The organism is Bacillus sp. HNG, from assembly GCF_003400205.1.
In the GTDB taxonomy this organism is placed as follows: Bacteria; Bacillota; Bacilli; order Bacillales; family Bacillaceae_L; genus Ferdinandcohnia.
Genome location: NZ_QUQV01000003.1, coordinates 247,118 through 259,034, shown reverse-complemented (window position 1 = coordinate 259,034; position 11,917 = coordinate 247,118). Strand labels below are relative to the sequence as shown.

At 37.8% G+C, this 11,917-nt stretch carries 14 protein-coding genes and 2 other annotated features; of the genes, 12 read left to right on the top strand and 2 right to left on the bottom strand.

The features are described from left to right. Positions 1–79 precede the first annotated feature (79 nt). The 7 genes from ytxC (at position 80) to DZB84_RS07865 (ending at position 6,275) form a co-directional block, all read left to right on the top strand. A complete protein-coding gene (gene ytxC / locus DZB84_RS07895; protein ID WP_223254399.1) occupies positions 80–931 on the top strand; it encodes a putative sporulation protein YtxC in 852 nt (283 codons plus the stop codon). Positions 932–1,597: 666 nt separating this feature from the next. Then, positions 1,598–3,529, top strand: a complete 1,932-nt coding sequence (gene thrS / locus DZB84_RS07890) for a threonine--tRNA ligase (RefSeq protein ID WP_116351719.1) — start codon at positions 1,598–1,600, stop codon at positions 3,527–3,529. Positions 3,530–3,650: 121 nt separating this feature from the next. Further along, positions 3,651–3,785, top strand: a sequence feature (ribosomal protein L20 leader region). 65 nt (positions 3,786–3,850) lie between these two features. Next, the gene (gene infC / locus DZB84_RS07885; protein WP_116351870.1) at positions 3,851–4,369 is read left to right on the top strand and encodes a translation initiation factor IF-3; all 519 of its coding nucleotides are present in this window, start codon (positions 3,851–3,853) and stop codon (positions 4,367–4,369) included. Between the two features lie 21 nt (positions 4,370–4,390). Continuing rightward, positions 4,391–4,591, top strand: a complete 201-nt coding sequence (gene rpmI, locus DZB84_RS07880) for a 50S ribosomal protein L35 (protein ID WP_116351718.1) — start codon at positions 4,391–4,393, stop codon at positions 4,589–4,591. Between the two features lie 39 nt (positions 4,592–4,630). Beyond that, positions 4,631–4,987: a 50S ribosomal protein L20 gene (rplT, locus tag DZB84_RS07875; RefSeq protein ID WP_010678372.1), complete on the top strand. Its 357-nt coding sequence runs from the start codon at positions 4,631–4,633 to the stop codon at positions 4,985–4,987. Positions 4,988–5,347: 360 nt separating this feature from the next. Next, on the top strand, positions 5,348–5,617 hold the full coding sequence (locus DZB84_RS07870; protein ID WP_116351717.1) for a DUF1294 domain-containing protein: 270 nt from the start codon (positions 5,348–5,350) through the stop codon (positions 5,615–5,617). A 70-nt stretch (positions 5,618–5,687) separates the two neighbouring features. Next, complete coding sequence (locus tag DZB84_RS07865; RefSeq protein ID WP_116351716.1) at positions 5,688–6,275, top strand: TVP38/TMEM64 family protein; 588 nt, start codon at positions 5,688–5,690, stop codon at positions 6,273–6,275. Between the two features lie 16 nt (positions 6,276–6,291). Here the strand turns inward: DZB84_RS07865 and DZB84_RS07860 are convergent, their stop codons facing one another. Then, positions 6,292–6,687 (bottom strand): sigma-w pathway protein ysdB, encoded by a 396-nt coding sequence (locus tag DZB84_RS07860; protein ID WP_116351715.1) that lies wholly within the window; start codon positions 6,685–6,687, stop codon positions 6,292–6,294. Positions 6,688–6,796: 109 nt separating this feature from the next. Here DZB84_RS07860 and dut point away from each other — a divergent pair, with 109 nt between their 5' ends. After that, positions 6,797–7,234: a dUTP diphosphatase gene (gene dut / locus DZB84_RS07855; RefSeq protein ID WP_116351714.1), complete on the top strand. Its 438-nt coding sequence runs from the start codon at positions 6,797–6,799 to the stop codon at positions 7,232–7,234. Between the two features lie 80 nt (positions 7,235–7,314). Next, entirely contained in the window at positions 7,315–8,400 is a 1,086-nt protein-coding gene (locus tag DZB84_RS07850) for a M42 family metallopeptidase (RefSeq protein WP_116351713.1), read from the top strand. A 38-nt stretch (positions 8,401–8,438) separates the two neighbouring features. Here the strand turns inward: DZB84_RS07850 and sspI are convergent, their stop codons facing one another. Beyond that, on the bottom strand, positions 8,439–8,648 hold the full coding sequence (sspI, locus tag DZB84_RS07845; RefSeq protein WP_116351712.1) for a small acid-soluble spore protein SspI: 210 nt from the start codon (positions 8,646–8,648) through the stop codon (positions 8,439–8,441). 122 nt (positions 8,649–8,770) lie between these two features. On the opposite strand from sspI, the gene DZB84_RS07840 reads away from it, so the two are divergent. The 3 genes from DZB84_RS07840 to pheS all read left to right on the top strand — a co-directional run bounded on the left by DZB84_RS07840 (position 8,771) and on the right by pheS (position 11,903). After that, the gene (locus tag DZB84_RS07840) at positions 8,771–9,520 is read left to right on the top strand and encodes a TrmH family RNA methyltransferase (RefSeq protein WP_116351711.1); all 750 of its coding nucleotides are present in this window, start codon (positions 8,771–8,773) and stop codon (positions 9,518–9,520) included. A 15-nt stretch (positions 9,521–9,535) separates the two neighbouring features. Beyond that, on the top strand, positions 9,536–10,240 hold the full coding sequence (locus tag DZB84_RS07835; protein ID WP_317616386.1) for a YwaF family protein: 705 nt from the start codon (positions 9,536–9,538) through the stop codon (positions 10,238–10,240). A gap of 215 nt (positions 10,241–10,455) precedes the next feature. After that, positions 10,456–10,695: a binding site (T-box leader), on the top strand. A gap of 173 nt (positions 10,696–10,868) precedes the next feature. Beyond that, positions 10,869–11,903: a phenylalanine--tRNA ligase subunit alpha gene (gene pheS, locus DZB84_RS07830; RefSeq protein WP_116351709.1), complete on the top strand. Its 1,035-nt coding sequence runs from the start codon at positions 10,869–10,871 to the stop codon at positions 11,901–11,903. Positions 11,904–11,917: the final 14 nt, after the last annotated feature.

Below are 11,917 nucleotides of genomic sequence, written 5' to 3'. Positions count from 1 at the left end.
TTCTAAAGTTGTCCCATTAGCCATATACATGTAACAGGGTAATGGTATTGGCTATTAGGGGGGGACTAGCTTGATTGAAATGCATTTTCAAGAAACAACAGATGCACAAAAAATGTATAAGGGCTTACTAAGAAAGGTAGAAGCTCTTTCAATAGATTACATAGAGGTTGTACATGAAGAAGAAAATGTAGTGTCGGTGTTCGCATCAGAAAAAACACAATATGTTGTACAGGTCGTGATCATTCCGGTTATGACCGAATTTATCATCAAAAATAAAGAAGATCATTGGATTCTTGATTATATCGAAAATTTATTTTACTTTACTGACTACGAAGAGAAAAAACAAATATTAGAAATTGCAAAAGCGTTAATGGACGGGAATAACCCTGATATCCCTACTGTGCAGGATGTCGTTCCACGGGAACAACTGGTAGCTGAAGCACTTTACGATTTCCTACAGGTTCCGATTTCTTTTTCATTTGAATCGTTTTTAAAGTTTCGTATGCGCTCGTATAATGAGGCATTATTACAAATTGTGGAGTCAGCTATTGACGAATACAAACTAGAGCAAGAGTATCAAACGTTTATCCAAGGATTGCGAGAATTTCGGGAAAAGCGGGAACCGAAACTTGAACAATTACATATTTTACATGATGAGCAATTTTATTTTTATAATGATACATTTACTGAAATTAAGCGAGATGAGCTTTTTAAATTTATCGATCGAAAATTAATTTTGCATCAGCCGATGTACATTGATTCTGCGGTCTTGGCACCATTAGTATCGATTGCACCAAGATCTATTTCCATTTACACGGATCAGATGGATAATGGAATGATCCAAACCATTCACAATATCTTTTTAGAGAATGTTAGTATTTACACAAAGAAATCCTTTGAAAATAGACGTCTGAGAGCAAAAAAAATATAAAATATGTGAAGTGCCCTTGATTTAACATTTAAATAAGACTATAATACACACATATTGCAAATCATACATTTTATAGTTTGTGTTTAAAAAGGAGGATGAAGAGGACCGAGAATTTCAAGGCGGCGCAGCTTTGAGTACCGGAGCGTATGCAATTAATACGTCTGGAACGGAAAAGCAAGCCAACGCAGAATTTCGATGTGTCATATTCACCGGATTTTTAAACATCCTATATAATTTAAAAGTTATGATGAGGACACGATGGTATAATTACGGTTTTCAGAGAGGGAAGACGAGGCTGAGAGCTTCCTAACACGAATGTACTATTACCACCTCTAAACTTCAGTAGTGAATCTTTGTTAAGCAAAGCTGTAATTACTGACGGGATAACCGTTATTTATTTCTTGAGCCATGAATGATCAACGGAAAGTCGTTTGTCTGACATGGGAACAAGGGTGGAACCACGATACATATACTCGTCCCTTTTTATAGGGACGGGTATTTTTTATTTTCATTACATTTTTTATATCTAGCTCCAGGCGCCATCGGCTCTCGGGTCATAAGCCAATCGCTTCGGAAGGTAAAATGCACCTTCTGTCAGCGCTCGTCTTATGCTTGTCGCCGATAGGCAGGCGCCTTGCGCTTTTAAATTAAAGGAGTTGAAAACTGATGTCAGATGTAGTAAAAATTACATTTCCAGACGGAGCAGTGAAGGAGTTTCCTAAAGGAACAACAACAGAAGAAATTGCTGGCTCGATCAGCCCAGGACTAAAGAAAAAATCAATTGCCGGTAAATTTAACGGCAAGGAAATTGATTTGCGAACTGAAATCCATGAAGATGGTGAAATAGCAATCATTACCCAAGATACTGATGCAGCATTAGAAATCATGCGACACAGTACAGCTCACTTAATGGCTCAAGCAATTAAGCGTCTATACAAAGACGTTAAGCTTGGTGTGGGACCTGTTATTGAAAATGGCTTCTACTATGATATTGATATGGAAAAGTCATTAACACCTGAAGATCTACCTGAAATTGAAAAAGAAATGAAAAAAATTGTAAATGAAAATCTTGAAATTCACCGTGTTGAGGTTTCACGAGATGAAGCGATTCGTCGATACGAAGAGATTGGTGACGAGCTTAAGCTCGAGCTGATTCAAGATATTCCAGAAGGAGAACCTTTATCCATTTACGAGCAAGGCGAATTCTTTGACCTTTGCCGTGGTGTCCATGTTCCTTCAACAGGAAAAATCAAAGAATTCAAGCTATTAAGCATTGCTGGTGCATACTGGCGTGGGGATAGCGACAACAAGATGCTTCAACGAATTTATGGGACTGCATTCTTCAAAAAAGCAGACCTCGAAGAACATCTTCATTTCCTTGAAGAAGCCAAAGAACGTGACCATCGAAAATTAGGTAAAGAACTAAGTCTCTTTACAAACTCACAAAAAGTTGGTCAAGGCTTGCCATTATGGCTTCCAAAAGGCGCAACTATTCGTCGTGTGATCGAACGATATATTGTGGATAAAGAAGTAAGACTAGGCTATGACCATGTGTATACACCTGTTCTTGCAAATGTTGAGCTATATAAAACTTCAGGTCACTGGGATCATTATCAAGATGACATGTTCCCTGTAATGGAAATGGATAATGAAGAGCTTGTGCTTCGTCCAATGAACTGCCCGCATCACATGATGATCTATAAAAATGGCATTCACAGTTATCGTAAGCTCCCAATCCGTATTGCTGAATTAGGAACTATGCATCGTTATGAGATGAGTGGAGCATTATCAGGTCTACAACGTGTTAGAGGGATGACTCTAAATGATGCTCATATCTTCGTTCGTCCAGACCAAATTCAAGAAGAGTTTAAACGCGTTGTTAATCTAATCTTAGAGGTATATAAAGACTTTGATATTAAAGATTACAGCTTCCGTCTTTCTTATCGCGATCCAGCTGATACTGAAAAATACTTCGATGATGATGCGATGTGGGAAAAAGCACAATCCATGTTAAAAGGTGCAATGGATGACCTTGGTCTTGATTATTTTGAGGCAGAGGGTGAAGCGGCATTCTATGGTCCAAAGCTTGATGTTCAAGTTCGTACAGCACTTGGAAAAGATGAAACACTTTCAACTGTTCAGCTTGATTTCTTATTACCAGAACGCTTTGATTTAACTTATATCGGTGAAGATGGAAAGCAACATCGTCCAGTCGTCATTCACCGTGGTGTTGTATCAACAATGGAACGCTTTGTTGCTTATTTAATTGAAGAATACAAAGGAGCATTTCCAACTTGGTTAGCACCTGTTCAGGTTCAAGTCATACCAGTATCTCCAGACGTTCATTTAGACTATGCGAAGAGTGTTCAAGAGAAGCTTCAGGCAGAAGGCTTACGTGTAGAAATAGATGACCGTGATGAAAAGATTGGCTATAAAATTCGTGAAGCCCAGATGCAAAAAATTCCATTTATGCTTGTTGTCGGAGACAATGAAATGGGCGAAAATGCAGTAAACGTAAGGAAGTATGGCGAGCAGAAATCAGAGACTTTATCCTTTGATACTTTTCTTGCAAATATTTTACAGGAAGTAAAAAAGTAAAAAGTCCTTGTCAAAGATAAAAGTGCATGCTAGAATAAATTTCGTTGTGTTATTCTAGTCATGCACCGTTTGACAGAGACCATCATAGATGTTATACTTTTATAGGTAATTGAATACTTGTTTGAGAAAGTAGAAGCACCCGCTTCTCACCTGATTGACGCAAATTGCAGTTGGTAGGTCTTACGTTCATTAATCATTAATGTGTAAATGAATTGTAATAGTGTGGGTGTGCATACATTCACACTTTTTTATTTGTCTCAAATCTGTAAAATGCGCAAGATTTCAAACGAGGCATTCTTTAAAAAACCTTGGAGGTGGCTAATTATTAGCAAAGACATGATGGTAAACGAAGGCATTCGTGCCCGTGAGGTTCGTTTGATTGGTCAAAATGGTGATCAGCTAGGAATTAAATCCAAAAGTGAAGCATTAGAAATCGCTGCTAGAGCAAATCTTGATCTTGTATTGGTTGCCCCAAATGCGAAACCACCTGTATGTCGTATTATGGACTACGGTAAATTCCGTTTTGAGCAACAGAAGAAGGAAAAAGAAGCTCGTAAAAATCAGAAGGTTATTAACATCAAGGAAGTTAGACTTAGTCCAACGATTGATGAGCATGATTTTAATACAAAGCTTCGCAATGCAATCAAATTCCTTGAAAAAGGTGACAAAGTTAAAGCATCTATTCGCTTTAAAGGTCGTGCGATTACACATAAAGAAATCGGTCAACGTGTTTTAGATCGTTTTTCTAAAGCTTGTGCTGAAGTAGCTACTATTGAATCCCACCCGAAAATGGATGGAAGAAGTATGTTTTTAGTACTAGCACCTAAAATCGAAAAGTAATGAATTGAGGAGGAACTCCCTATGCCAAAAATGAAAACACACCGTGGATCTGCAAAACGTTTTAAGAAAACAGGATCTGGAAAGCTTAAACGTTCACATGCATATACAAGCCACTTATTCGGAAATAAATCTCAAAAGCAAAAGCGTAAGCTTCGCAAAGCTTCACTAGTTAGCAAAGGCGATTTCAAACGTATTCGCCACATGTTAGACAACATTAAATAATCGTTGATTGATTGATATAGATTCTAGGAGGGAAACAAAATGCCAAGAGTAAAAGGCGGAACTGTTACACGCAAACGTCGTAAAAAGGTATTAAAATTAGCTAAAGGTTATTTCGGTTCAAAACACACTTTATATAAAGTTGCAAACCAACAAGTAATGAAATCATTAATGTATGCTTATCGTGACCGTCGTCAAAAGAAACGCGACTTCCGTAAGCTATGGATTACTCGTATCAATGCAGCTGCTCGTATGAACGGTCTTTCTTACAGCCGTTTAATGCACGGACTTAAAGTAGCTGGTATCGAAGTAAACCGTAAAATGCTTGCTGACCTAGCTGTTAGCGATGAAAAAGCATTCGCAGAATTAGCAACTGTAGCTAAAAACAACCTAAAATAAAAAAGCGGAAGCGACTTGACCAGAAATGAGGAAACTGACCGACTAAAATCGCCACGTCCTGTGGCAACGTCGGCACTAGCACTTCCTGTGCGTCGGAGACTTCGACGAAGAGGCGTATTTTGCCTCTGCCGGAGGAGTTGAAGTTTCCCGAATTTCTAGTCGCTGAAGCTAGACTACAAATAAGTCTAGGTAAAAAGGTTACTCCCATTGTAAAATGAGAGTAACCTTTTTTATTAGTTCGTGACATTAAGCTAAAAATCATAGAAGTGAAATAACGACCATAAAATCGAAATATCGACCGCAGAAAGAAAATAAAAACCATAAGCCGCATTTTTGCGCGCTGTAAAAGGTGGATAAACAATGTACGCAATTTTAATCATCTACATCATCCTTAACATATACGGTTTCCTACTCATGTACATCGACAAAAACAGAGCTAAAACCAACAAATGGCGCATCTCTGAAAAACATATTTGGATTGTCTCCATCTTAGGTGGAGCGCTTGGAACGACTTTTGGTATGAGGCAGTTTCGGCATAAGACGAAGCATAAGCAATTTGTCATCCTTCTTCCTGTTCTTACAATACTTTCTATAGCCATATATGTTTATATTTTAGTTAACTTGTCATAACAACTTGTACGAATGTATATGCTTAAATAGCACTTTTCATAGAAACTTACGGAAGAGGTGAGTTGTACATTTGGATGATACAATGACACTGCTATTCGTTTTTATTGAATCGACTGGGCTACTTGCACCCATCATTTTTATTGGAATCCATCTGATCCGTCCTTTCTTTTTCATACCAGTACCTGTTGTATGTATTGTCGGAGGGATTTTATTCGGGTCCGTTTTTGGCACAATCTATTCCATAGTAGGATTATCATTTCTCAGCATTCTTTTCTATTTTTTATATCGACAGGTTCCAAGATTGTCGAAAAAAATTAATACACTCAAGCAAAAATGGTTAGGTGACAAAGTGAATTTTACCGTTGGGCAAATTGCAATTTTACGTATTATTCCTTTCATTAATTTTCATCTTTTATCCTTATGTATCTTGGATGTAACAAGAAATTTTCGAGAATATGCCAAAGCCTCCTTTTATACAAATATCCCAGTAGCCCTTCTTTACACGGTTTTCGGCCAATTTATCCGTGAGTTCTCTACAACCGTCATTCTAGCGATACTCCTTGCACTTACTCTTTTATTCTATCTATTACGAGAAAAACAAGTCATTATCAAATGGCATGAGTTTTTTAATCCAAAAGCAGGTAGGTCTTTTCAATAAAAAAACAGTCGTGTGCTTAACGCTCACGACTGTTTTCCTTTATCAGTTCTTTTATTGGACTTTTCCAATCAATTTTTGCATGTGGATAAATCTCATTAATTCTACGCTCAATGTATTGGAAATCCGTATAGGTTAATCCCTTCAGATTGTCCGTTTTGGCCCATACAAAGATGGACACAACCTCAAATGAATTTTTTGTAGAACCTAAATATTTCTCCCCTTCGAATAATACTCCCTTGTACGTTAATAAAAAGTTTTTATGGACATTTGCCAGGTCATCAAGCCAGAAGAATTCCTTTTTTTCTTGAGCGATCTCAAGCTTCCTCTTTGGATTTAATACGTACTTAAAAATCCGATATAATAAAAAGATGATTAGAAGTAAGATGACAAAACGAATAAGTATGACAAACATAAGAGGACTCCCTCCATTTTCAATCTGCCAACATATACGAATAACCCATACAAAAGGTTTCAAGTTATTTTAAATTTGCTATAATTTTTTTCTAGAGGAGGATTTTCGTATGACATACAACTTAAAAGTAATGCTACTTAATGAGGATGCAAGACTTCCATTGCAAGCAAATCCAGGTGATGCTGGCCTAGATTTATTTTCTGCTGAAGAAAAGGTTATTAAACCAGGGGAAGCTGAATTAATCAAAACAGGAATCAAAATTGAGCTACCACCAGGAACAGAAGCACAAGTGAGACCAAGAAGTGGACTTGCACTCAAACATTCCGTTACTGTTTTAAATAGTCCAGGAACCATTGACGAAGGCTATCGAGGAGAAATTGCTGTCATTTTAATTAATCATGGAAAAAATGATTTTGTAGTGGAAAAACAGATGCGGATTGCACAAATGGTAATTGCAGAAGTAGCTCAAGTACACTTACTACAGGTTGAGGAAGTGACAGCCTCTGAAAGAGGAGAAGGCGGATTTGGTTCGAGTGGTACCAAATAATAAGGAACCAAAATTGCTCAATTACCACTATTTTCTGTATAATGAAATAGTCAAATTAACGAAAGTTAGGTGATTTACGAATGACAAAGCTTGATGAAACATTAACGATGCTAAAAGATCTTACCGACGCAAAAGGTATTCCTGGTAACGAACGAGAGCCTCGTGAAGTCATGAAAAAATACATAACTCCCTATTCAGATGAACTTACTTATGATGGACTAGGAAGTTTAATTGCTAAAAAAGAAGGCAACCCAAACGGCCCGAAAATTATGATTTCAGGGCATTTAGATGAAGTTGGCTTCATGGTAACACAGATTGATGAAAAAGGATTTTTACGTTTCCAGACCGTAGGTGGCTGGTGGTCACAGGTTATGCTTGCACAACGAGTAACCGTTGTCACAAGTAAAGGAGATATTACAGGTGTAATTGGTTCAAAACCGCCACATATCTTATCTGCTGACGCACGTAAGAAGCCTGTTGAAATCAAAGATATGTTTATTGATATTGGTGCAGCAAGTAGGGAGCAAGCTTTTGAATTTGGAGTAAAACCTGGAGACCAGGTTGTTCCATATTTCGAATTTACAGTGATGAATAATGAAAAAATGCTACTTGCCAAGGCATGGGATAACCGAATTGGCTGTGCCATTGCGATCGATGTTTTAAAATATTTAAAGAACGAAGAACATCCAAACGTTGTCTATGGAGTCGGTTCGGTTCAAGAGGAAGTGGGTCTTCGTGGTGCAAAAACAGCAGCAACGATGATCAAGCCAGATATTGCGATTGCCGTTGATGTAGGTATTGCCGGTGACACACCTGGAATTTCAGAAAAAGAAGCAATGAGTAAAATGGGTGAAGGTCCTCAAATCATTTTATATGATGCTTCCATGGTTTCACACAAGGGCTTACGCGATTTTGTTGTTGGAGTTGCGGATGAACTTAGCATCCCATATCAATTTGATGCAATTGCTGGTGGTGGAACAGATGCAGGATCGATTCACATTTCCCTTGAAGGTGTTCCAGCTTTAGCGATTACAATCGCAACACGCTATATTCATTCACATGCCGGTATTCTTCACCGTGATGATTATGAAAATGCAGTAAAACTTATTGCAGAAGTGATTAAACGTCTAGACCAAGAGACAGTTAACAAAATAAAATTTGATTGATAAAAAAAGCCGATGATTTTTGTCATCGGCTTTCCTTATTATTCCTTTAACCCTTGCTCTAATGTTGAGAGCATTTCTTGTTTTTCATCTTGGCTTGCGTTTTGCCAGATCACTTCAAATAATACTCCTAATCCCGGGAGCATTTTTTCTTCGCCACTTTGAATGGCATCTACAATAGTATCTTCTAATTCCGCTTGAGAATTTCCAGAGACATTATGCTTAACAGCATGTCTTAAGTTCAAGTTCATTTACAAGCACACCTTTCGTATGTAACTCTTTTCTTTTGTATCTTTTACGCTATCCGCCTTTTTTATGTATTTACCATAGGATATAATGGAAAAAGAATTAGCTAAAAGGAGCAATTAATACGTTGAAACGAATTGAATCAAATAAAAATCCTCAAATTAAGCAATGGAAAAAACTACATACGAAAAAAGAACGTGACAAGACCGGAACTTTTATGATTGAAGGCTTTCATTTAGTAGAAGAGGCTTTAAAAAGTGATGTTGTCATCAGAGAATTGATCATTAGTGAGACAGTAGACATCCCCTCAAGCTGGAATGTAGATAATCTATCTATCACGATTGTGACAGAAAAAATAATGCAAGAAATAAGTGACACAGATACCTCACAAGGAGTAGCTGCCATTTGTGACCAATATTCTGTAAAAGAAGATGGGCAGTTCTCAAGGTTGCTATTAGTAGATGCCGTTCAGGATCCTGGTAATCTAGGCACAATGATTCGAACTGCAGATGCTGCAGGAATCGACGCAGTGATTATTGGTGAGGGGAGCGTTGATGTCTATAATTCAAAAGTAGTTCGTTCTACACAGGGCTCGATTTTTCATATACCTATTGTGAAGGAAAATTTACTTAATACGATTGATGGGCTAAAACAAAATGGTATTAAAGTCTATGGAACATCTTTAAAGAACGCTGTCGACTATAAACAAGCACCTGTCGTAGATTCTTTTGCATTAATAGTCGGAAATGAAGGGAATGGAGTACAGCCAGCATTACTAGAGAAAACAGATCAAAATCTCTATATTCCAATCTTCGGAAAAAGCGAGTCTTTAAATGTTGCAGTAGCAGCGGGGATTTTACTTTATCATTTGCGGTAAACAGGGGGGAGTAAAATAATCGACTTTTTCGGGGGCTCAATTGTAGGTGAACCGTTCCATTGGTTATCTTTTTCACATGTCGTGATGATGGGCTTGCTTTTAGTCTCGGGTGTTCTGTTATTTCTTTTTAGAACCAGACTTACAAAAGGAAAATCAGTCATTCGATATACATTGGCACTATTTTTATTAATTAGTGAGCTGTCTCTTTATGTTTGGTATGTATATACGGGAGTGTGGGATCCAATCGATTCTCTACCATTCCAGCTATGTTCCATTTCACTTTTTTTGAGTATTATCATGTTACTGACTAAGAGCCACCTATTATTTGAAATAACCTATTTCTTAGGCATAGGTGGTGCCCTACAGGCTATGCTTACACCGGAACTCGTCTATGACTTTCCACATTATCGTTATTTTCACTTTTTCTTAGCTCACATCGCAATAATTCTAGCAAGCCTGTACATGCTTTGGTATGAGGATATTAGACCTACTATCAAATCAGTTTGGAAGGCATTTGCTGCTTTGAATGTCATTGCAATCATTGTCTTTTTTGTCAACAAAGCAACTGGTGGTAACTATATGTTTCTTGCCCGAAAACCAATAAACCCAAGTTTAATTGATTTTCTCGGTCCTTACCCTTGGTATATCTTATCTTTAGAATTTGTCGCACTGATTATGTTTTTTATACTCTATCTCCCATTTATACGAAAAAAGAATTAAAATGGGTTTGATTTGCACCTCGAAGATACGTATAATATAATTTATATGCTTTACATATTATCTGTGATTTAAAAGTCGACGAATCAGAAGCGAGAAGGTCAAGGAACTCGCGGCTTGAGGACCTGAGCGTATGGTATGAATACGTGAGGACCGGAAAGGCCGAGTGACGACGAGATTCGAAGCTTATCATTTGGTGACTTTTTAAACATCATATTGAAAAAACTGTGAAAGAGAAGAGTAACTTTCCACTCACTATTCAGGGAGAAAATGCCGTGACTGCAAGCATTTTTATAGAAGAAGAAAGTGAATTCACCTCTGGAGTTGGCACTTGGACCGTCTGAACAATTGGCGTAAAGGTGTACCGGCATTTGGCCGTTATCGAAATGAAGTGAGCAATTACTTTTTTTGTAGTTGTTAACAAGGGTGGTACCGCGAATCTAAACCTCGTCCCTTTTTTGGGATTGAGGTTTTTTATTTTGTCTTATTGTCTAGCTCCAGGCGCCATCGGCTCGAGATCACAAGTCAATCACTTCGGAAGGCAAAAAGCGCCTTCTGCCAGTGCTTGTCTTGAGCTTGTCGCCGATGAACGGTCGCCTTGCGCTTTTCTAAGAAAAAGGAGGAAAAAACAATGCAAGAAAAATTATTTGAGCTGAAAGAAGAAGCTCTTGCAAAAGTAGAGGCTGCAACGAATCTCAAAGAATTAAATGATATTCGTGTGGCGTATTTAGGTAAAAAAGGACCGATTACGGAAGTACTAAGAGGGATGGGTAAGCTTTCTGCTGAAGAACGTCCAAAAATGGGAGCACTTGTTAATGAAGTCAGAGAGCAAATCACTGAAAAACTAACTGAAAAACAAGAACTACTTGAAAAAGAAGAAGTCGAAAGAAAATTAGCTTCTGAAACAATTGATGTTACACTTCCGGGAAGACCGATTAAAGTAGGAGGACCTCACCCACTTACTAAGGTTATTGAAGAAATTGAAGATTTATTCCTAGGGATGGGTTATTCCATTGCCGAGGGACCTGAAGTTGAAAAGGATTATTACAATTTTGAAGCTTTGAATTTACCGAAAGACCACCCAGCAAGAGATATGCAGGATTCATTTTATATCACGGAGGATATTCTCCTTCGTACCCAAACATCTCCTGTTCAAGCCAGAACAATGGAAAAGCATGAAGGAAAAGGACCTGTAAAAATCATCTGTCCAGGTAAAGTATACCGCCGTGATAATGATGATGCGACCCACTCTCATCAATTTACACAAATCGAAGGATTGGTTGTCGATGAGAACATTCGTATGAGTGATCTTAAAGGAACTCTTAATACTTTTGCGAAAAAGATGTTTGGTGAGGACCGTGAAATTCGTCTACGCCCAAGCTTTTTCCCATTCACTGAGCCTTCAGTAGAAATGGATATCTCATGCTTTAAGTGTGGCGGGGATGGATGTAATGTATGTAAGAAGACAGGATGGATTGAAATTTTAGGTGCTGGTATGGTTCATCCAAATGTCCTTGAAATGTCAGGATTTGATTCAAAGAAATATACTGGATTTGCGTTCGGTATGGGCCCAGAACGTATTGCAATGTTGAAATATGGTATTGATGATATTCGTCATTTATACACAAATGATAATCGTTTCATCAAACAATTCAATCGGGCTTAAGGAGGGAGAAAGAG

Excerpts from the sequence above, each read along its gene's own strand:
- pheS (WP_116351709.1), top strand. The coding sequence starts at position 10,869 with ATGCAAGAAAAATTATTTGAGCTGAAAGAAGAAGCTCTTGCAAAAGTA.
- DZB84_RS07860 (WP_116351715.1), bottom strand. The coding sequence starts at position 6,687 with ATGTTTGTCATACTTATTCGTTTTGTCATCTTACTTCTAATCATCTTT.
- DZB84_RS07850 (WP_116351713.1), top strand. The coding sequence starts at position 7,315 with ATGACAAAGCTTGATGAAACATTAACGATGCTAAAAGATCTTACCGAC.
- rpmI (WP_116351718.1), top strand. The coding sequence starts at position 4,391 with ATGCCAAAAATGAAAACACACCGTGGATCTGCAAAACGTTTTAAGAAA.
- sspI (WP_116351712.1), bottom strand. The coding sequence starts at position 8,648 with ATGAACTTGAACTTAAGACATGCTGTTAAGCATAATGTCTCTGGAAAT.
- thrS (WP_116351719.1), top strand. The coding sequence starts at position 1,598 with ATGTCAGATGTAGTAAAAATTACATTTCCAGACGGAGCAGTGAAGGAG.
- ytxC (WP_223254399.1), top strand. The coding sequence starts at position 80 with ATGCATTTTCAAGAAACAACAGATGCACAAAAAATGTATAAGGGCTTA.
- DZB84_RS07870 (WP_116351717.1), top strand. The coding sequence starts at position 5,348 with ATGTACGCAATTTTAATCATCTACATCATCCTTAACATATACGGTTTC.
- rplT (WP_010678372.1), top strand. The coding sequence starts at position 4,631 with ATGCCAAGAGTAAAAGGCGGAACTGTTACACGCAAACGTCGTAAAAAG.
- dut (WP_116351714.1), top strand. The coding sequence starts at position 6,797 with ATGACATACAACTTAAAAGTAATGCTACTTAATGAGGATGCAAGACTT.